The following is an 18060-nucleotide window of genomic DNA, read 5'->3' as shown; positions in this document are numbered from 1 at the left end:
GCTTTTCACTTGCGCTTAGCCTGCTGCGACGCCCCTCTCCCGTCGCGGACGTCGTCCGCGTTACCCCTTCCCCGCAAGCGAGACGAAGGGATTGATAGGCTTTCCTTTCAATCACGCCACCTGCGCCTTGCTGCTCTTTCGCAGCCCCATGAATTGCAATTCCGCAAACACCCCCACCGCAATCGCCTGCGCCGTCACGAACAGCTGGCCGAGCAGGTTGGGGCTCACTGCGCCCGAGAAGAGCAGCCCAATGCTGCCCAGCGTCCAGGCGGCATTGCCGACGATCACGGCGAGCACGAGCAGCTTGGGCATGGTCGCCCGCATGCTCAGCCATCCGATGACAGCGACATAGGCAATCAGGAACAGGCCGGATTCCAGCAGCAAGGCCTCGGGCAGTTGCAGCAGCGGCGCTAGCTGTGCGGAGGCGAAAGTCAGCAGCAGTGCCATGGCTCCGCTGACGATCGCGTCGATCTGGATGGCGCGGCGGAGCAGCAGGGACGGATGGATCATGGTTGGTCTCCTTCGATGACCGGTTGCGATGTCCCGAAGATGTCCGCCGCGCAGAGGCAAATCGATTACCTCGGAGGTCATGGAAGCGCGAAAAACTGCGTGTTAGCGTTTTGCCATGACCACACAGCTTGCCACCCCATCTCCCAGCCGGCCCATGGCCATCGGCGACCACCTGCGCGAATGGCGCCAGCGGCGGCGCCTGAGCCAGCTCGATCTCGCCGGCGATGCGGAGATCTCGACGCGCCATCTGAGTTTCGTCGAGACCGGTCGATCGGCGCCGTCGCGCGATATGGTGTTGCGTCTCGCCGAGCGGCTCGACGTGCCGCTGCGCGAGCGCAATGTGCTGCTCGTCGCCGCAGGTTTTGCGCCAGCCTTTCCACAGCGAACGCTGGACGATCCGGCGCTGGCGTCCGCGCGCCAGGCCATCGATGTCGTGCTCAAGGCCCATCAGCCGCATCCGGCACTGGCGGTGGACCGGCACTGGAATCTGGTCTCGGCCAACAGCATGGTGATGCCGCTGCTCGCAGGCATTCCCGCCGACCTGCTGGCTCCGCCACTCAATGTGCTGAGGCTGAGTTTCCATCCGCAGGGCCTTGCGGCGCGCACCGTCAATCTCGGCGAATGGTGCGCGCATCTGCTGGAGCGGCTGCACCGGCAATGCGAGGCGACGGCCGATTCCGAACTGTTCAAGCTGTATCAGGAGCTGAAGACCTATCCGGTACCGGCGCGCTCGGCGCCGATCGCGGCGGACAGCGTGGTGGTGCCATTCCGTATGCGGCTTGGCGGTGATGTGCTGAGCTTCATGTCCACCACCATGACTTTCGGAACGCCATTGGACATCACGCTCGCAGAAATCGCCATCGAGACATTCTTTCCGGCGGACGCTGCGACGACGCAGAAGTTGCGATCCTTGGCTGGCGCGCCCTAGCGGCGGGAACCGCGGCCTTGCCGCATGGGTCTGTGCGGCCTATTTGTGGGTTAGCAAGACCACAGGGAGGCCGCCATGAGCGCCATCAAGCCGCTTCAGATCGATATCGTGTCCGACGTCGTTTGCCCGTGGTGCTATATCGGCAAACGCCGCATCGAGAATGCGATGGCCTTGGCCCCTGAGGTGCCGGTGCATGTGAATTGGCGGCCGTTCTTTCTCAATCCCTGGATTCCCGCCGAGGGTATCGATCGCTCGACCTATCTTGAAACCAAGTTCGGTTCAGTGGACGCGTATAAAGGCATCGCCCAGCGCGTCGTCGCCGCGGCAGAAGAGGAAGGGCTGAGCTACAGGCCTGACTCGGTGAAGCGCCAGCCCAATACGATCGATTGCCACCGCTTGATCCTGTGGGCCGACGCAATCGGAAAATCAGCCGAGATGAAGCAGAAGCTGATGGAATTGTATTTCCGCGACGGCGGCGATCTCACCCAGACCGACACGCTGGTGCAGGCCGCGGCCGATATCGGTCTCGATGCCGATGACGTGCGCAAGCGGTTGGCCACGGATGAGGATGTCGCAAAGATTTCCGCGGATGCAAAGGAAGCTGCCGACAAGGGCATTTCCGGCGTGCCGACCTATGTCTTTGCGCAGAAATATGCCGTGTCGGGCGCGCAGGATCCGGACAAATTGGCGCGGGCGATCCGGCAGATATCTGCGGAGATCAATGCGCAGGCAGCTGAGTAGAGCGCGATACTCTATGCCTCATGATGAGGAGGCGCGAAGCGCCGTCTCGAACCATGAGATGATGGATCTCCGTCGCCATCCTTCGAGACGCCGCTGCGCGGCTCCTCAGGATGAGGGCGGCGTGTGGACGGCGCTTAACGCTTCCGTAGTTGCTGCAGCATCCGCTTCGCGGCTTCGCGGGCGTGATGCCGCAGTGATAGTACCGCGTAAGTGAGTGATGCCACCGGATCATTCTTGTAGAGCGGCAACACCACGTCGCCGATCGCCAGGCGTTCGCGCCAGATCGGATCGATCATCGGATGTCCCGGCGCAGCCGTGGAATCTGCGGAGGCGATCGCGGGATCGGCGCAGAGGTGCCGGGTGACATCGAGGGTGAGCTGAACGCCCGGCGAATATTTCGCAAAGCGCTCATCGACGCCGATCTTGAAATAATAGGCGCGATCGAGGTGGCGGACCATCACGCCCGATGCCACCGCAGCGTCGCCGACATTCAGGGTCACGATCTCGCATTGGCCGCGCACGGCAAGCGCATTTGTGGCGTGGCGGATGAAGGTCTCGTCGCCGGCCCGCTGCTTCAGGGCCGTGCCGCGTTTGCCTTTCCAGCCGCCGGCTTCCAGCGCGAGGAACGTGTCGAGCGCTTTGGCCACTTCGTCTGGCGTGCGGGCGACATGGAATGTCACCTCGCCATGTTCGGCGAGACGATTGCGCTGGCGGCGCAGCTCTTTCAGCTTCTTTGCTCCCAGTCCGTCGCGCAGCACATCCTCGGCATTGCGCGTGGCGTCGAGGCTGGCGCGGACATGGGAGGTGATGATGCGTGGTGATATACCGTCCTGGGCCAGCACGTCCCGCATCGCTGCCATCGCCGGGCCTTCCAGCGAGACACTGTGAAAGACGAGGGCGCGAGCACCTTGCTGCCGGGCCTGTGCGAACAAGGCTGTGGCGGCTGCGCGCGTGTCGTCGCGGTCGAGCAACGGCGTCGAGAGGGTGCCATAGGCATCGGCATTGACGAGCACCGGCAGAGGCAGCCGATGGGCGCGGCGCAGGGAGATGACCGGCAGCAGGCCAATCAGCTTGCCATTCGCCCAGGCTGTGAGGGAGGAGGCGTCGGTCAGGCCGTCCACCGAGGCGTTCACCGCCAGTTCCCAGTCGGCGAGGTAATAGCCGTTCGGCTCGACGGCGCGCGCTTCCAGTGCACGCCAGGCATCGAGCGGAATATCGATAAGCTGGATCGGCTTATCCTCGGAAGCGATAGCCGCGTGCGGGTGCACCTTTGGCCCGTTACCGCCGTGCATAGCCATTGGATTGGTGAGATCGACCACGTTCCGTTTCCCCGCGAGGCCCCGACCATAGCTGGAACATGCCAAGAACTGGTTTGCATTCACGCGCAATGCGTGCGGTTCCGGAGACCGATCATTTACCAAGCCATCCCTGAAAATGTCATGATTCCAACGACGATGAGCAGGATGCCGACATAAAAGGCCTGCCTGTTCCCGCTCCGGGGACTGGAAAATCATGTCCGCGCCGGGCTATCAAGGAGACGGAGGACCTCTCATGAAAGCACTTATTCTGGCAGCAACGGCTTTGGCCCTGGTTGCCGCATCGGTATCGACGCCGGCATCCGCACAGCGGCGTGGTGGTGGCGAAGAAAAAGGCCCGCACGCCAATCCCGCCGAGGCGCCCAAGCCCGATGAACGGGCCTACAAGGCCGCCCTCGAGCGCATCCCCGAGGCCAAGCAGAAATATGACCCGTGGGGCGGCGTTGCGCCGGCGGCACCTGCGCCCGCGCCGGTGACCAAGAAGAAATAATCCGGACCTGGGTCCGATGCGCGGTTCGCCATGAACCGCGTCGTTCATCACCGCGACCAAATGCGAGTAGCGGCAGCCCGTCGCATTGTTGGCGACGAGGCTGCCTGATTTCACTTGCAGTCCGACGGGATTGATCCGTCGCGCATACCGGCTTGGCCGGGGAGGTCGTTCGATGATGGGTCCCGTTGTCCGCCACGCAATCGCAGCCGCCGCCATATTGCTTGGCACCTCCGCCGCCTTCGCTGAAAGCCGGGTCGCGCTGGTGATCGGGCAATCTGCTTACAAGGCGGTGACGCCGCTACCGAATCCGGCCAATGACGCCAAAGCGATGGCGGCCATGCTCACCGATGCCGGCTTCGAAGTTCAATCGGCGTCGGATCTCACGCAAAACGAGTTGCGGGCAAAACTCAGCGCCTTTGCCGCCACGGTCGCCGCCAAGGGGCCGGATACGACCTCGCTGGTGTTCTATGCCGGCCATGGCGTGCAGGTGGACGGCGAGAACTATCTGATGCCGGTGGACATCGATCCCAAGCGCGAGATCGACGTCACGCTGCAGGCGGTGCGCCTCAACGACATTCTCAACACGCTGAATGCGCTGCCGAGCAAGAGCCGGATCATCCTGCTCGATGCCTGCCGTAATAATCCGTTCCCTGCCATCAACAAGGCGCCGCGTGGCCTCGCCCATGTGGATGTGAAATTCGGAGCACCCGGCACATTGCTGTCATTCTCCACCGCGCCGGGCGCCGAAGCCGAGGATGGCAGCGGTGCCAATAGCCCCTATACGACGGCGCTGCTGAAAGCCGGGCGCGAACCCGGCATTCCCATCGAGGAGGCGTTCAAGCGCGTGCGTCTCGCGGTCAATCTCGCCACCGAAGGGCGGCAGACGCCGTGGGAAAGCTCATCGCTGGTCAGCGATTTCCGTTTCTTTGGCGCGGGCGCCGAGGTCAAGCCAGCAACCGGCGATGCCAAAACTGTAGAAGCCAAAGCAGGTGTCGAGGTCGCGGCCCGTGGCGGTGCCACCGTCGATGACGCCAAGGCGCAGGGCAAGAAACGCTCCGCCGAGGAATGGAAGAAAGAATTGCAGGGCAAGCCGATCCAGCAGGCCCACGACGCGATCGTGTTCGACGGTTCGGTGGAAGCCTATGAGGCCTTTGTCAGCCTCTATGCCGCGCCGCCCTTTGGCCCCGAGGCCAAGGATTGGCTTGATCGTCACTACCGGATGGTTGCCTGGAATATCGCTGTCATCACCAACACGGTGTCGTCCTACGAAACCTTCCTGGCCAAATATCCCGATAGCGAGCAGACCGTGACGGCGCGCGGGCTGATCGAGCGCGTGCGCAACAAGCCGGAGCCTGCCGCTGGAGCAGCTGCAGCCACCAATGTCGCTGCGCTCGCCACGCCTGCGCCGACCTGCCCGTGCAATGCGCCGCCCGCAGCCGCTCCCGCGTCGAAGAAGGCCGAGAAACCGGCAAAAGCCGACACCACAAGAAAACGTGCCGACCGCACGCCACGCCGTGAGGTCATCGAAGAAGACATCGTGGTGCGCCGTCCACCAGCCGTTTATTACGCGCCGCCTCCGCGCATCTATGGCGGCGGTGGATATGGCGGCGGTTATAGCCGCGGCGGATATGGCGGCGGCTATAACAGCGGTGGCCGCTACTAATCGAATTCAATCCCGATTTGGCGCTCGCTGCTCCAGACCGGCCGGCCGCGGCGGATGAACTGGTCCGTCTCGATCACCAGATGAAACTGCTCGGGAATGCCGACAGGGCTCGCGACGTCGATGCGCGCGCCGGAGACCGAGATGTTGCGCACGGTGCAATCGATGCCGCCGCCGCCGATGAAGGTCAGCATACCCCGCTTCAAAACCCGCTGGCGCGGGTGTCGCCGTCGCTCATCCATGGCCGTTGTCCGTGTCGTCTTCATGCGACACGTCTAGCCGTATCATCTTGCCGGTCATTGAAGCCGAATGCAGAGATCCGGGCCTGCCTGTTTACACTTTCTGAAGATTTGGCAGACAATTACCGGCAAAATTTCAGGGAAATTTCAGATTGCGCCGGCTCGCGCACTGGTAGCGTTGAGAACGAACGCTTCAGACACAGGATCGTATTGGCGAGCCGCTGGCGTTCATTTTCCACTGGGGAGAGAACTGCCATGAAAACCGCCAGCGCCTTGCTCGCTTCGCTGATCGTAGTCGCCATCGCACCCGTCGTCACACCGGCCAGGGCGGTGGTGCTCGACCTTTCGGTGATGTCGTGCAAGCAATTCATCGAGTCCAAGCCAGATGACATCGCGATGGTGCTGACCTGGATCGACGGCTGGTACAAAGGCGACTCCGACGAGGCGCTGATCGATACCGAGGTCTTCACTGAAAACGCCAAGAAGTTCGGAGCTTATTGCGCGACCAATCCGGGCGTCAGCATTGTCACGGCCGCCGAACGAATCCTCGGCAAATAGCCGCCGCAGCACACGGCTCCCATCCGGGCATATCCGACAGGGCAGGAGGGCACTGCTTTCGCGTGCTTGGCGCGCCCGAGAGGCAGGTGGTATAAGGGCTCCGAGTTCCACGGAGCCTTTTTATCATGAGACTGCTCAGCGCCATCGCGATGCTCGCGCTACTGACCGGACCTGCCTCGGCCCAGATGATGAATCTGATGCCGGAGGTGAAGACCATGAGTCCGGAGGAGAAGGAGCAGGACGCCATCCGGCAGAAGGCCTATCGCGATTCCTTGCGCCAGATTCCCGACAACAAGAGCTCGGTCGATCCGTGGGGCAATGTCCGCAGCGATGCGCCGAAGGCGGCAGCTCCGGCCAAACAGCCCCGCACCAAGACCGGCAGCGCCACGCACTGATTTTCTGCAGCCGCGTCGATGCCAGAGCGCAACCGCGCGGCAGTTGCGGGCAGTCTAGTTGTTCCAGGACGACAGCGGCACTTCGAACATGCCGCCGGCATCCTCGTTCTCGACCACGATTGCGCCTTTGATCACACCGGTGACTCGCACCAGCTCGGCAGCGAGTTCGCGTGCATGTTTCATTGCATCCTGCTCGGACTCGAAGGCGGTGCCTTCGTCGTCAAGGAAGGTGTGTTCGGAGATGATGTGGAAATAAAACAGCGGCAACGGGATGACCACTTCTGGGACACATGGGATGTCCTACCGGCACCTGAGGTTGCCGTGGGATAATGGTACCGCTAAACCAAGTCATTCCGCGCGTCGACAAAAATCATGCAAAATTTATGGCAAATGCGCGGTTTTTTTGAGTTGTGCCCCGTGTGGTTCCGGTTGTGGAACCTGAGTAGCCGGATGTCATGACTGGCCGGGCATCTTCGTCATTTCGCAGTGACGCCTTCGACGGGGTGAAAGCGCCGATTGCACCCGCATCTTTGGGGCCGCTAAGTCATACTCATCGAAACGGACGACCAACGAGTAGCGGAGCTTTGATGCGGACGGCGTTTGTGTTCATCGGTGCTGCGATGGCCGAAATCATCGGCTGCTTCGCCTTCTGGGCCTGGCTCCGCCTTGGCAAGCCCGCCTGGATTCTCATCCCCGGCATCGCCTCGCTGCTCCTGTTCGCTTATCTGCTCACGCTGGTCGAAAGCGAAGCCGCAGGCCGGGCCTATGCCACCTATGGCGGCATCTATATCGCGATGTCCGTATTATGGCTCTGGCTCGCCGAAGGCTTTCGCCCGGATCGCTGGGACATTGCGGGCGCGGCGATCTGTCTGGTCGGTGCCGCGGTCATCATTGCCGGGCCGCGCTAAACCTGTGCTGGCCTTTTCCTGCGCCAAAGTGTAAAAGCTCATAGCTTCTTCTCGCATTTGAAGAGGCTCATATGCACGATCTCAGCACGTGGTTTGAACAGCAGCACCACGGCCTGCACACCTTCCGCTCCTTCCAGCAGAAACTATCCGATCTCAGCCGCCGCGCGCCCGAGCACAGCGCGCTGTGCCAGCTGCTGAGCAGTCTCGTCACGCCCTATATCGATGTCTATGACGAAGCGCCGCTGCCGGCCGCAGACGCGGAGCGGGCGCATCGACGATTGGCAGAGCTGCTGGCGACCATCGATCTTGCCGGACCGGCCGAGCGCCGCCTGGCGGATTTCAACCGCATCGCGAGTTGCGATCTGCTGAACTGAAAGCCCGGCGGCGTCGGTCGGACAGGCATCAGTCGCTGATGCCGTCGCGATCCCGGAGTGTCATCATGGTCGCGGTGAGGAGGGCGACGAGCTTCTCCTGACCATCGCTGATGGCGAAGACGTCGGACTGCACGAGCGTCAGTGTGCGCCCCGGCTTCACGATGCGCCCGCGCGCGACAATGCGCTCGCCGATCGCCGGTGCCACCAGATTGATCTTGAATTCGGTGGTCAGCACGCCCGCGCCCTCGGGCATCAGGCTGAGGGCCGAATAACCCGCCGCGCTATCGGCGATCGCGCTGATCGCACCGGCATGGACGAAGCCATGCTGCTGCGAGATCGCAGGCGAGGGGATCAGCACGATCTCCACGGCGCCCGGCGCAATGTTGCCGAGTGTCGCGCCAAGAGTGCTCATCAGTCCCTGTCTGGCAAAGCTGTCGCGGATGCGGCTGGTGGCGTCCATGGGTTGGTGTCCTGACCGAATGAAGCGATGTGGCCGATGCTGTCGGGATAGTATCGGGCGAGGCTCGGGAGGAAAGGCTGATCGCAGCGGATACCGGGCCGGTCAGCGACCTCGCGCGGATGCGCCGCAGTCCACTGTGCGGTTGAGTTGTCTATTTTAGTAGACAAATCGCGGCTGCCCGCTATACGACTGGTTGATATTTCGCTTCGCAACGACCGGACGCTTATCGCCCATGGCCTACAGCATCTACGGAACGCCGTATAAGCCGACGGAGAAGGTGTTTTACGGCACCGTGGAGACGCTCGACCATGCGGTGGTCGAACTGAAGCGCCTGCGCAAGGCCGGCATTGCCGATGTCTATGCGATCGGAATCGCACCGGAGCTGGCGAACCTGCCGCTCCCCGAGGCGATGGCCGAAATCTGAGCGTCCAAACTTGGTTGCAGCAGTTTGGCTGGCGCGAGCGGCCGTTTGGCGCGCAAGATCGCGCAAATTTCTGAAAGAACATATTGCGAACATGGAACAGATAGGGTACATTGAATCATCTGAGCGGCACGGCCGTCCGTTTGTCGCTCTTGCATTTGTCCCTGTCGCGAATCCCTTCATAAGGAGCTAGATCAATGGCTGCCAATTCGTCTGCCCTGCGTATCGTTGAAGGATCCTCCATGGACAAGTCCAAAGCCCTGGCGGCTGCGCTCTCCCAGATCGAGCGTCAGTTCGGCAAGGGCTCGGTGATGAAGCTCGGCAAGAATGACCGCTCGATGGATATCGAGGTCATCTCGTCGGGGTCGCTGGGTCTCGATATTGCGCTCGGCGTCGGTGGCCTGCCCAAGGGGCGCGTGATCGAGATCTACGGACCGGAATCCTCGGGCAAGACCACGCTGGCGCTGCATTGCGTCGCCGAAGCGCAGAAGAAGGGCGGCATCTGCGCCTTCATCGACGCCGAACACGCGCTCGATCCGGTCTATGCCCGCAAGCTCGGCGTCAATGTCGATGAGCTCCTGATCTCGCAGCCCGATCACGGCGAACAGGCGCTGGAAATCGCCGACACGCTGGTGCGTTCGGGCGCGGTGGACGTCCTCATCGTCGACTCGGTTGCAGCGCTCGTACCGCGCGCCGAACTCGAAGGCGAGATGGGCGATGCGCTGCCCGGCCTGCAGGCGCGTTTGATGAGCCAGGCGCTGCGCAAGCTGACCGCGTCGATCAACAAGTCGAACACGATGGTCATCTTCATCAACCAGATCCGCATGAAGATCGGTGTGATGTATGGTTCGCCGGAAACCACCACAGGCGGTAACGCTCTGAAATTCTATGCTTCGGTCCGTCTCGACATCCGCCGCATCGGCGCGATCAAGGAGCGTGACGAAGTGGTCGGCAACTCGACTCGCGTGAAGGTCGTGAAGAACAAGCTGGCACCGCCGTTCAAGCAAGTCGAATTCGACATCATGTATGGCGAAGGCGTCTCCAAGATGGGCGAGATTCTCGATCTCGGCGTCAAGGCCGGCATCGTCGAGAAGTCTGGCGCCTGGTTCTCCTATGACAGCCAGCGCCTCGGCCAGGGTCGTGAGAATTCCAAGGCCTTCCTGAAAGCCAATCCGGACATGACCGCCAAGATCGAAGCCTCGATCCGGCAGAATTCCGGCCTGATTGCCGAGCAGATCCTCGCCGGCAAGCGTGACGAGGAAGATGGCGATACCGAAGGCTCGGAGCCGGCTGAGGATTAATCAGCGTCCCGGTCCGCGCTGCGCGGCCGGGAAAGCAGCCAACCGTTTCGCGATGGTGTGTTGCAGGGGTCTGTTGCCGATGCCTTGCAATGCCTGTCGCTACACAAAGGGCCCCGCTAGCGGGGCCCTTTTCGTTTCGCGCTATGGGGAAGGCCTGTTCACGGCATGACAGGCAACGCCGTCAATGAGCAGCGGTACCTCGCGCCGGCATGGCTCGAACACCTCCGGGCAGCGCGGATGGAACGTGCAGCCTTTCGGCGGATCGATCGGATTCGGAATCTCGCCCGACACTGCGATGCGCGCACGGCCGGGCATTGCGAGATCAGGCACGGCGCCGAGCAGCATGCGCGTATAGGGCATGCGCGGGTGGGTGAACAATTCGTGGCCGTCGGCGCATTCGACGATACGGCCAAGATACATCACGCCGATTCGCGTCGCCATATGGCGCACCACTGCGAGGTTGTGGCTGATGAACAGATAGGTCAGCCCCAGCCTGTCCTGCAGGTCGCGCATCAGGTTCAGGATCTGCGCCTGCACGGAGACATCGAGTGCAGAGGTCGGTTCGTCGCAGACGATGAAGTCGGCCTCCGATGCCAGCGCGCGGGCGATGGCGATGCGCTGGCGCTGGCCGCCGGAAAACTGGTGTGGAAACTTCACGCCATCATCGGGATGCAGGCCGACCAGGCGCAGCAACTCGCCCACCCGCGCGCGGATATCGCGTTCGCTGCCGATCAGATCGAAGGCGCGGATCGGCTCGGCGATGATCGCATCCACCCGCAGGCGCGGATTGAGGCTGGCATAGGGATCCTGAAAGATCATCTGGATGCGCCGCCGCAGCGGTTTTCGCGCGGCCGCCTGTTTCGGGTCGCTCATCGAGATGCCATCGATGCTGACCTCGCCGGAGGATGGCGGCAGCAGGCCGACAACCATCCGCGCTACCGTGCTCTTTCCGGAGCCGGATTCACCCACCAGCGCAAAGGTCTCGCCGCGCTTGATGTCGAAGGACACGCCGTCCACCGCGCGCAGATATTCCCGCGGGGTCCGCTCGATCACGCGGTTGAGCCACGGCTTTGAGACATCGAATGCGCGCCGCAGATCGCGCGCCTGCACCAGCACCGTCATGCGCCGATCTCCGCCGGCACTTGTCTTGATGATGCGGGATCATGGAGATGACAGGCCACGCGCTGCGTGCCGACGGCAATCGGCTCTGGCCGCTCGGCGCGGCAGCGGTCGAATGCGAAACTGCAGCGCGGATGAAAGGCGCAGCCGGCGGGGATCGCCGACAGTCGCGGCATGCTCCCCGGGATCTGCACCAGCCGTTGCGATGCATCGCCGGTCAGCGTCGGGATCGCACCCATCAGGCCTTTGGCATAGGGATGCAGGGGATGCTGCACGACGTCGCGGACCGGGCCGATCTCGGCGATGCGGCCAGAATACATCACGGCCACGCGGTCCGAGGTTTCGGCAATCACGCCCATGTCGTGGGTCACCAGCATCACGGCCGTGCCGTGGTCGCGGCCGAGCCGCTTGATCAGCGCGATGATCTGCGCCTGCACGGAGACGTCGAGCGCGGTGGTCGGCTCATCCGCGATGATCAGTTCCGGCTCGGCAGCGATGGCCAGCGCGATCACCACGCGCTGGCGCATGCCGCCGGAAAATTCATGCGGATAGGCGTCAATGCGCTTCTCCGGAGCAGGGATGCCGACTTCGGCGAGGAGATCGATAGCGCGCTGACGCGCCGCGCTTTCGGACAATGGGAGATGGGTCCGGATTGTTTCCACCAACTGGTCGCCGATGCGATAGAGCGGATCGAGGCTGGTGAGCGGGTCCTGAAAGATCATGGCAATGCGCTTGCCGCGGATGCGGCGCACCTCGCGGGGCGGCAGGTTGTCGATGCGCTGCCCGGACAGATAAATCTCGCCGCCTGCGATCCGGCCGGGCGGGTCGATCAGCCCGATCGCCGCAAGCCCGGTCACCGATTTCCCGGCGCCGGATTCGCCGACCACGCCCAGCACTTCCCCGCGCGCAATGTCGAAGGAGACGCCATTGATCGCATGCAGTGTGCCGCGCCGGCTGGCGAATTCCACATGCAGGTCGCGGACGGACAGGACGGGCGTGCTCATCTGGTCTCTCCCGTCATTGCAGCTTCGGATTCAGCGCATCGCGCAACCAGTCGCCGACCAGATTGATCGACAGGATCAGCGAGGCCAGCGCGATGCCGGGAAAGGCGATGACCCACCATTCCCCGGAAAACAGATAATTGTTGCCGATGCGGATCAGCGTGCCGAGCGAGGGCATGGTGTCCGGCATGCCGGAACCGAGAAAGGACAATGTCGCCTCGGTGATGATGGCAAGCGCGAGATTGATGGTGGCAATCACCAGAATCGGCCCCATCGTGTTGGGCAGCACATGGCGCAGCATGATCACGCGCGCGGGCAGGCCGATCAGCTGTGCGGCGGCGACATAGTCCTTGTTCTTCTCCACCATGACCGAACCGCGCACGGTGCGCGCATATTGCACCCAGAAGCTCAGGCCGATGGCGACCACCAGCACCACCAGCATGGTGGTGGCATCGAGATGATTGCCGAGCAATGACTTCACGACGCCGTCGATGAGAAGGGCGATCAGGATAGCGGGAAACGTGAGCTGCACATCGGCGATGCGCATGATCAGGGAATCCACGGCGCCGCCGACATAGCCGGCGATCAGCCCGAGCCCGATGCCGAGCACCGCAGCGAGCCCGACGCCGAGGATGCCGACGATCAGCGAGATGCGCATGCCGTAGAGGATCGCGGAGAATACGTCGCGGCCCTGCTCGTCGGTGCCGAACAGGAATGGCCGTGCACCTTCCGCGGTCCAGAGCGGCGAGATACGGGAATTCATCAGGTCGAGCTGGGCGGGATCGAACGGATTCTGCATGGCAAGAACCGGCGCGAAAATCGCGGCCAGCATCAACACCAGCGCAATGCTGGCCGCCACCACTGTGAGCTTCGAGCGGCGGAACGAATAGAAGATGTCGCTGTCGATGGCGCGGGCGAGAAGGCCGGGTGTGTGGGGAAGGGGGGCGTCGGTCATGATGCGCGTTCTCCCCTGTCATCCCCGCGAAAGCGGGGATCCATAACCTCCGAAGCAGTCGTGAAACGCTGGTGGCTCCGCAAATGTGTCACCGCAAGCTCGGTGTCTATGGATCCCCGCTTTCGCGGGGATGACAGGCTGAGTGTGAAGAAACGTCTGCGCATCACATCCCTCATGCCGGCCGTCCCACCGTCGCGCGCAGGCGCGGATCGACGATCGTATAGAGGATGTCCACCACCAGATTGATGGTGACGAAGATCAGCGACACCACCAGCAGATAGGCGGCCATGATCGGGATATCGACATTCTGCACCGCCTGCACGAACAGCAGCCCCATGCCCGGCCACTGGAACACAGTCTCCGTGATGATGGCGAAGGCGATGACAGAGCCAAACTGCAGCCCGGCCACCGTGATCACCGGCACCAGCGTATTCTTCAGCGCATGGCCGAAATGGATGGCACGCGTGGTGAGGCCACGGGCGCGCGCGAAGCGGATATAGTCGGTGCGCAGCACTTCCAGCATCTCGGCGCGGACCAGGCGCATGATCAGCGTCATCTGGAACAGGCCGAGGGTGACCGACGGCATGATCAGCGCCTTCCAGCCGGAGACGGTGAGAAAGCCGGTGGTCCACCAGCCGAGCTTCACCACCTCGCCGCGGCCGAAGGACGGCAGCCAGCCCAGCGTCACCGCGAACAGATAGATGAGCAGGATGCCGATCAGGAAGGTCGGCAGCGAGATGCCGATCAGCGACACCGCCTGCAGCAGCTTTGCGGTGAAAGAGTCCCGCCGCAGCGCCGAATAGATGCCCATCAGGATGCCGAAGAACAGCGCGAGCACAGTCGCGCAGGTGGCGAGCTCGAGGGTCGCCGGCATGCGCTCCTGCAGCAGCGACGAGACAGGCTGGCGGAATTGATAGGACACGCCGAACTTGAACTGCGCTGCATTGGCAAAGTAGCGCGCGAATTGCACCACCACGGGATCGTCGAGGCCGAGCGAGGCGCGGATCTCGGCGCGCTGGGCCGGCGTGGTGTCGATCGCCACCATCTGGTTCACCGGATCGCCGGCGAAGCGGAACATGGTGAAGGAGATGATGCCGACCGCGATCAGCACACCGATGGACTGCAGGGCACGACGCAGGATGAAAGCGAGCATGCGATCCTTTCGCTTTCAGGTACTCAGCCCCTCATGGTGAGGAGGCGCCACTTCGGCGCCGTCTCGAACCATGAGTTTGCGGAGCCTCGCACCATGAGTTTGCGGAGCGCTACCGCCATCCTTCGAGACGCGGCCTGCGGCCGCTCCTCAGGATGAGGGCAGAGTTTTGTGCGATGCGGACGACGCGTTTCCACCTTGCGCACTATTCCGACTTCACCGCCCAGTATGGCAGCACCTGATTGTCCGGCCGCTGCACGATCTTCACCTTTTTCGACACGCCCCAGGCCAGCGCCTGCTGGTGCAGCGGGATATAGGCCCATTCCTTGTTGGCAATCTCATAGGCCTGCTTGATCAGCTGGTCGCGCTTCGCAGTGTCGGTCTCCTGCAGCACCTGATCGGTCAGCTTGTCGAACTCCTTGTTGCAATAGCCGCCGAGATTGGTGGCGCCGCGCGGGCTGTTCGGATCGTCGCGGCACCCCATGATGTCATGCATCACATTGTGCGAATCCTGCGTGCCGGGGGTCCAGCCGAGCAGATAGAATGAGGTGTTGAAGCCGCCGGTCTTGAAGACCTTGGCGAAATACAGCGCCTTCGGCTGCGCATTCAGGTTCACCTTCACATTGATGCGCGCCAGCATGCTGACCACGGCTTGGCAGATCGCGGCGTCATTGACATAGCGATCATTGGGGCAGTCCATGCCGACCTCGAAGCCCTGCGGATAGCCGGCCTCAGTGAGCAGTCTCTTGGCCGCGTCGAGATCGTATTTCGGCCGGGTGAAATCACCCGACAGCTTGAACAGCGGCGGCGCGATCATCAGCGCGGAGGGCGTCGACAGCCCACGCATCACGCGGCTCTTGATCGCCTCGATGTCGATGGCCTTGTAGAAGGCCTCGCGGACGCGGACATCCTTGAACGGGTTCTTGCCCTTGATATTGGAGAACAGCAGTTCGTCGCGGATCTGGTCCATGCCGAGAAAGATCGTGCGCAGCTCCGGCCCGGCCAGCACGCTGGCATTGGCGGTGCCGTTGACGCGGGCGATGTCCTGCACCGGCACCGGCTCGATGATGTCCACTTCGCCCGACAGCAGCGCGGCGACGCGGGTGGCATCGGAGGCGATGGGGGTGAAGATGATTTCCTTGAGATTATGCTCGGGCTTGCCCCACCAGTCCGGATTGACCTTGAACACGGTCTTCACGCCCGGCTGATGGCTCTCGATCTTGAACGGGCCGGTACCGTTGGCATTGAGCGAGGCATAGCTCGGCGACGTCGCGGCAGCCGGCGTCGGTGCCGTCGCATTGTTCGCTTCAGCCCATTTCTTGCTCATGACATACCAGACGTCCCATTGCGACGTCAGGATCGGGTTGGGCTTGGTCAGGACGACATCGACAGTATGATCGTCGATCTTCACGAATTTCGCATCCGCCGGAATCACCGTGGTGAAGTCCGAGCCCTTGGCACGCACGCGGTCGGCGGAGAAGATCACATCGTCGGCGGTGAAGGGATCGCCGTTCTGGAACTTGACGTTCTTGCGCAGATAGAACCGCCAGCGGGTCGGCTCCGGCGTTTCCCATTTCTCCGCCAGCGCCGGAATCAGCTGCAGATCCTTGCCGCGGCCGACCAGGCCTTCATAGACCTGGCCATGATGCGCGATGGTCGTGGTTTCGCGGAGCGTATAGGGATCGAGGGATTTCAGGTCGCCCTGATTGGCGTAGCGCAGTGTCTGCGCCGCAACGGGCAGGGGGGCCGCTGTGAGGAAGACGCATAGTGCTGCGGCAGCACCCGCAAGAGCCCGAAGAAACAGCATCCGTATCTCCCTCGTCACGCCGCAGCCCGAAAGTTGAGCTGCTCAGTCATTGTTGGCGGAGTTCGGTTTGCGCGCAAGGGCGATTTACCAACTCCGGGCTGTAAACCGTGCCGATACATGCAAGGCGAAGGCCAGTCGCGGGTCGGGGGACGTCGCTTGCATCGAGGTGGCGACCCCGGCGATACTGTCGGATCGCAGCGATTTGCAGACCGGATGAGGGGAAATGGCAATGAAGGTGACCGTCACCGTGGACTGCACGCCGCTCGAGGCGCGCGAGTTTCTTGGCCTTCCGGACGTGCAGCCGATGCAGGCGGCAATGATGGATCAGATGCAGAAGAAGATGATGGAGAATATGGATAAGTATTCGCCGGAATCGATCATGCAAAGCTGGTTCTCGTTCGATCCCAAGATCGGCGAGCGCTTTCAGGACATGTTCGTCAATATGGCCGGCATGGGCGCCGGGACGAAGGACAAGAAGTAGGCGAGGCGCGCGGCAAACTATCCGCTGTCATCCCCGCGAAAGCGGGGATCCATTATCCCGGTCGGCGTGTTCAGGCGGCAGAGCCAAATCGTCAGCGACCCTCAGTCCGCCAGCGTTTATGGGTCCCCGCTGTCGCGGGAACGACGCGGAGAGGCCTATCCCGCCCGCCGCATCTCGGCCACATGCTCCCGCATCTGCGGGGCGCGCGTCTTCGCGCTGGCGCTATGCGCATGCCGCGCAATCGCATCGATCACCATGCTCCACATGGAAATCGGTAGTGCATGACCCATGCGATCGATCATCATCAGCTTGGCGCCGGGGATCGACGCCGCGGTGTCACGGCCAGCGGCCGGATGCACCAATGGATCGACCTTGCCATGGATCACCAGCGTCGGCGCAGACACCTTGGCGAGACGCTCCTTGCGGCTGCCCGACGCAAGAATGGCGCGCAGCTGGCGGCCGACGCCTTCCGAACTCAGGCCGCGGGCGTAGGTGCGCTCGGCGCGATCGAGATCGCGCGCCTCGTCATCCGGGAAACTGCCGACGCGCAGGAACAACCAGGTCTGCTTGAAGCGCTCGATGAAGGCCTCATAACCGTCGGGCTGTCGCTGCAGCAGCTTGAGCGTGACCTGACGGCTTGGCTGCGGCAGGCGCGGATCACCCGTCGTGGACATGATCGACGTCAGCGAGCGCAGGCGCTCGGGATAGGCGATCGCCATTTCCTGGGCGATCATGCCGCCCATGGATGCGCCGACCACATGCGCCTTGCGGATATGCAGCACATCGAGCAGCGCCACCGTATCGGCCGCCATGTCCGACAGCTTGTAGGGCGCTGCGACGGGAATATTGAGGAAGCGAAGTTTAGCCAATTCGTAGAGCGAGAACTTCTTGCCGCCGGTCATCTTCGACGACAGACCGATGTCGCGATTGTCGAACCGGATGACGCGGAAGCCGCTAGCCGCGAGTTCGCGGCAGAAGTCATCGTCCCAATGGATCAGCTGCGCGCCGAGACCCATGATCATCACCATGGGTTCCGCATCGCTATAGCCGAAGATGTCGTAACAGATGTCGATCCCGTTCGCGCGCGCCATGCGCGGCGGCTGATACGGAACCTCGATCTGTTCGGGGAGGAGACGGGCAGGCTGGTACATGTCATCTGTATGACATGGAAAGTCCCTGTGAAAAAGTAACAAGCGCGCGCTGACGCGATCAAATCGTCGCGGGGCTTAACGATATGTTGTCGCAG

22 protein-coding genes are annotated in these 18060 nt (G+C 62.6%); 11 read left to right on the top strand and 11 right to left on the bottom strand.

What is annotated here, in order from left to right; genetic code table 11:
- Positions 1–111: 111 nt before the first annotated feature.
- A complete protein-coding gene (locus ACIQ2A_RS06690) occupies positions 112–510 on the bottom strand; it encodes a hypothetical protein (protein WP_398477099.1) in 399 nt (132 codons plus the stop codon).
- Positions 511–625: 115 nt separating this feature from the next.
- Here ACIQ2A_RS06690 and ACIQ2A_RS06685 point away from each other — a divergent pair, with 115 nt between their 5' ends.
- Both ACIQ2A_RS06685 and ACIQ2A_RS06680 read left to right on the top strand, forming a co-directional pair.
- Entirely contained in the window at positions 626–1438 is an 813-nt protein-coding gene (locus ACIQ2A_RS06685; protein ID WP_398477096.1) for a helix-turn-helix domain-containing protein, read from the top strand.
- Positions 1439–1513: 75 nt separating this feature from the next.
- Positions 1514–2179, top strand: a complete 666-nt coding sequence (locus tag ACIQ2A_RS06680) for a DsbA family oxidoreductase (protein ID WP_398477094.1) — start codon at positions 1514–1516, stop codon at positions 2177–2179.
- A 134-nt stretch (positions 2180–2313) separates the two neighbouring features.
- Here ACIQ2A_RS06680 and ACIQ2A_RS06675 read toward each other — a convergent pair whose 3' ends face one another.
- Complete coding sequence (locus tag ACIQ2A_RS06675; RefSeq protein WP_398477092.1) at positions 2314–3498, bottom strand: GNAT family N-acetyltransferase; 1185 nt, start codon at positions 3496–3498, stop codon at positions 2314–2316.
- Positions 3499–3730: 232 nt separating this feature from the next.
- On the opposite strand from ACIQ2A_RS06675, the gene ACIQ2A_RS06670 reads away from it, so the two are divergent.
- Together ACIQ2A_RS06670 and ACIQ2A_RS06665 are read left to right on the top strand one after the other, a co-directional pair.
- Entirely contained in the window at positions 3731–3985 is a 255-nt protein-coding gene (locus ACIQ2A_RS06670) for a hypothetical protein (RefSeq protein ID WP_398477090.1), read from the top strand.
- Positions 3986–4157: 172 nt separating this feature from the next.
- Positions 4158–5648, top strand: coding sequence for a caspase domain-containing protein (locus tag ACIQ2A_RS06665; protein WP_398477088.1), 1491 nt, complete (start codon positions 4158–4160; stop codon positions 5646–5648).
- On the opposite strand, the gene ACIQ2A_RS06660 is transcribed toward ACIQ2A_RS06665, so the two are convergent.
- Positions 5645–5887, bottom strand: a complete 243-nt coding sequence (locus tag ACIQ2A_RS06660) for a PilZ domain-containing protein (RefSeq protein ID WP_398477183.1) — start codon at positions 5885–5887, stop codon at positions 5645–5647. The genes ACIQ2A_RS06665 and ACIQ2A_RS06660 overlap by 4 nt on opposite strands.
- 252 nt (positions 5888–6139) lie before the next feature.
- Between ACIQ2A_RS06660 and ACIQ2A_RS06655 the strand changes: the two genes are divergently transcribed.
- Together ACIQ2A_RS06655 and ACIQ2A_RS06650 are read left to right on the top strand one after the other, a co-directional pair.
- Positions 6140–6442 (top strand): HdeA/HdeB family chaperone, encoded by a 303-nt coding sequence (locus tag ACIQ2A_RS06655; RefSeq protein WP_398477086.1) that lies wholly within the window; start codon positions 6140–6142, stop codon positions 6440–6442.
- 125 nt (positions 6443–6567) lie between these two features.
- Positions 6568–6837 (top strand): hypothetical protein, encoded by a 270-nt coding sequence (locus ACIQ2A_RS06650; RefSeq protein WP_398477084.1) that lies wholly within the window; start codon positions 6568–6570, stop codon positions 6835–6837.
- 54 nt (positions 6838–6891) lie between these two features.
- Here ACIQ2A_RS06650 and ACIQ2A_RS06645 read toward each other — a convergent pair whose 3' ends face one another.
- Entirely contained in the window at positions 6892–7104 is a 213-nt protein-coding gene (locus ACIQ2A_RS06645) for a DUF6894 family protein (protein WP_398477082.1), read from the bottom strand.
- A gap of 320 nt (positions 7105–7424) precedes the next feature.
- Between ACIQ2A_RS06645 and ACIQ2A_RS06640 the strand changes: the two genes are divergently transcribed.
- Together ACIQ2A_RS06640 and ACIQ2A_RS06635 are read left to right on the top strand one after the other, a co-directional pair.
- A complete protein-coding gene (locus tag ACIQ2A_RS06640) occupies positions 7425–7745 on the top strand; it encodes a YnfA family protein (RefSeq protein ID WP_398477080.1) in 321 nt (106 codons plus the stop codon).
- A 71-nt stretch (positions 7746–7816) separates the two neighbouring features.
- Positions 7817–8119, top strand: coding sequence for a hypothetical protein (locus ACIQ2A_RS06635; RefSeq protein ID WP_398477078.1), 303 nt, complete (start codon positions 7817–7819; stop codon positions 8117–8119).
- Positions 8120–8147: 28 nt separating this feature from the next.
- On the opposite strand, the gene ACIQ2A_RS06630 is transcribed toward ACIQ2A_RS06635, so the two are convergent.
- Entirely contained in the window at positions 8148–8579 is a 432-nt protein-coding gene (locus ACIQ2A_RS06630; protein ID WP_398477076.1) for a PaaI family thioesterase, read from the bottom strand.
- A gap of 232 nt (positions 8580–8811) precedes the next feature.
- On the opposite strand from ACIQ2A_RS06630, the gene ACIQ2A_RS06625 reads away from it, so the two are divergent.
- Both ACIQ2A_RS06625 and recA read left to right on the top strand, forming a co-directional pair.
- A complete protein-coding gene (locus ACIQ2A_RS06625; RefSeq protein WP_398477074.1) occupies positions 8812–9003 on the top strand; it encodes a hypothetical protein in 192 nt (63 codons plus the stop codon).
- Between the two features lie 194 nt (positions 9004–9197).
- The gene (gene recA, locus ACIQ2A_RS06620) at positions 9198–10301 is read left to right on the top strand and encodes a recombinase RecA (RefSeq protein WP_398477072.1); all 1104 of its coding nucleotides are present in this window, start codon (positions 9198–9200) and stop codon (positions 10299–10301) included.
- Between the two features lie 141 nt (positions 10302–10442).
- Here the strand turns inward: recA and ACIQ2A_RS06615 are convergent, their stop codons facing one another.
- The 5 genes from ACIQ2A_RS06615 to ACIQ2A_RS06595 all read right to left on the bottom strand — a co-directional run bounded on the left by ACIQ2A_RS06615 (position 10443) and on the right by ACIQ2A_RS06595 (position 16333).
- Positions 10443–11423 carry an ABC transporter ATP-binding protein gene (locus ACIQ2A_RS06615; protein WP_398477070.1) on the bottom strand — a complete coding sequence of 327 codons (981 nt, stop codon included), beginning with the start codon at positions 11421–11423 and terminating at the stop codon, positions 10443–10445.
- Positions 11420–12424, bottom strand: a complete 1005-nt coding sequence (locus ACIQ2A_RS06610; protein ID WP_398477069.1) for an ABC transporter ATP-binding protein — start codon at positions 12422–12424, stop codon at positions 11420–11422. The genes ACIQ2A_RS06615 and ACIQ2A_RS06610 overlap by 4 nt, the downstream gene beginning before the upstream one ends.
- A gap of 13 nt (positions 12425–12437) precedes the next feature.
- A complete protein-coding gene (locus tag ACIQ2A_RS06605; RefSeq protein ID WP_398477067.1) occupies positions 12438–13376 on the bottom strand; it encodes an ABC transporter permease in 939 nt (312 codons plus the stop codon).
- 172 nt (positions 13377–13548) lie between these two features.
- Complete coding sequence (locus ACIQ2A_RS06600; RefSeq protein WP_398477065.1) at positions 13549–14529, bottom strand: ABC transporter permease; 981 nt, start codon at positions 14527–14529, stop codon at positions 13549–13551.
- Between the two features lie 202 nt (positions 14530–14731).
- A complete protein-coding gene (locus tag ACIQ2A_RS06595; RefSeq protein ID WP_398477063.1) occupies positions 14732–16333 on the bottom strand; it encodes an ABC transporter substrate-binding protein in 1602 nt (533 codons plus the stop codon).
- A gap of 229 nt (positions 16334–16562) precedes the next feature.
- Here ACIQ2A_RS06595 and ACIQ2A_RS06590 point away from each other — a divergent pair, with 229 nt between their 5' ends.
- Positions 16563–16814, top strand: coding sequence for a DUF6489 family protein (locus tag ACIQ2A_RS06590; RefSeq protein ID WP_398477061.1), 252 nt, complete (start codon positions 16563–16565; stop codon positions 16812–16814).
- 155 nt (positions 16815–16969) lie between these two features.
- On the opposite strand, the gene ACIQ2A_RS06585 is transcribed toward ACIQ2A_RS06590, so the two are convergent.
- Complete coding sequence (locus ACIQ2A_RS06585) at positions 16970–17965, bottom strand: alpha/beta fold hydrolase (protein WP_398477059.1); 996 nt, start codon at positions 17963–17965, stop codon at positions 16970–16972.
- Between the last annotated feature and the right edge of the window lie 95 nt (positions 17966–18060).

Origin of the sequence: Tardiphaga sp., from assembly GCF_044336785.1 — a bacterium.
Lineage (GTDB): Bacteria > Pseudomonadota > Alphaproteobacteria > Rhizobiales > Xanthobacteraceae > Tardiphaga.
The sequence above is the reverse complement of the archived record's forward strand: the minus strand, read 5'-3'. Positions and strand labels throughout refer to the sequence as shown.

Coding starts and splice junctions, on each gene's coding strand:
- ACIQ2A_RS06690 (WP_398477099.1), bottom strand. CDS start 510: ATGATCCATCCGTCCCTGCTGCTCCGCCGCGCCATCCAGATCGACGCG.
- ACIQ2A_RS06685 (WP_398477096.1), top strand. CDS start 626: ATGACCACACAGCTTGCCACCCCATCTCCCAGCCGGCCCATGGCCATC.
- ACIQ2A_RS06680 (WP_398477094.1), top strand. CDS start 1,514: ATGAGCGCCATCAAGCCGCTTCAGATCGATATCGTGTCCGACGTCGTT.
- ACIQ2A_RS06670 (WP_398477090.1), top strand. CDS start 3,731: ATGAAAGCACTTATTCTGGCAGCAACGGCTTTGGCCCTGGTTGCCGCA.
- ACIQ2A_RS06665 (WP_398477088.1), top strand. CDS start 4,158: ATGATGGGTCCCGTTGTCCGCCACGCAATCGCAGCCGCCGCCATATTG.
- ACIQ2A_RS06660 (WP_398477183.1), bottom strand. CDS start 5,887: ATGGATGAGCGACGGCGACACCCGCGCCAGCGGGTTTTGAAGCGGGGT.
- ACIQ2A_RS06655 (WP_398477086.1), top strand. CDS start 6,140: ATGAAAACCGCCAGCGCCTTGCTCGCTTCGCTGATCGTAGTCGCCATC.
- ACIQ2A_RS06650 (WP_398477084.1), top strand. CDS start 6,568: ATGAGACTGCTCAGCGCCATCGCGATGCTCGCGCTACTGACCGGACCT.
- ACIQ2A_RS06640 (WP_398477080.1), top strand. CDS start 7,425: ATGCGGACGGCGTTTGTGTTCATCGGTGCTGCGATGGCCGAAATCATC.
- ACIQ2A_RS06635 (WP_398477078.1), top strand. CDS start 7,817: ATGCACGATCTCAGCACGTGGTTTGAACAGCAGCACCACGGCCTGCAC.
- ACIQ2A_RS06630 (WP_398477076.1), bottom strand. CDS start 8,579: ATGGACGCCACCAGCCGCATCCGCGACAGCTTTGCCAGACAGGGACTG.
- ACIQ2A_RS06625 (WP_398477074.1), top strand. CDS start 8,812: ATGGCCTACAGCATCTACGGAACGCCGTATAAGCCGACGGAGAAGGTG.
- recA (WP_398477072.1), top strand. CDS start 9,198: ATGGCTGCCAATTCGTCTGCCCTGCGTATCGTTGAAGGATCCTCCATG.
- ACIQ2A_RS06615 (WP_398477070.1), bottom strand. CDS start 11,423: ATGACGGTGCTGGTGCAGGCGCGCGATCTGCGGCGCGCATTCGATGTC.
- ACIQ2A_RS06610 (WP_398477069.1), bottom strand. CDS start 12,424: ATGAGCACGCCCGTCCTGTCCGTCCGCGACCTGCATGTGGAATTCGCC.
- ACIQ2A_RS06605 (WP_398477067.1), bottom strand. CDS start 13,376: ATGACCGACGCCCCCCTTCCCCACACACCCGGCCTTCTCGCCCGCGCC.
- ACIQ2A_RS06600 (WP_398477065.1), bottom strand. CDS start 14,529: ATGCTCGCTTTCATCCTGCGTCGTGCCCTGCAGTCCATCGGTGTGCTG.
- ACIQ2A_RS06595 (WP_398477063.1), bottom strand. CDS start 16,333: ATGCTGTTTCTTCGGGCTCTTGCGGGTGCTGCCGCAGCACTATGCGTC.
- ACIQ2A_RS06590 (WP_398477061.1), top strand. CDS start 16,563: ATGAAGGTGACCGTCACCGTGGACTGCACGCCGCTCGAGGCGCGCGAG.
- ACIQ2A_RS06585 (WP_398477059.1), bottom strand. CDS start 17,965: ATGTACCAGCCTGCCCGTCTCCTCCCCGAACAGATCGAGGTTCCGTAT.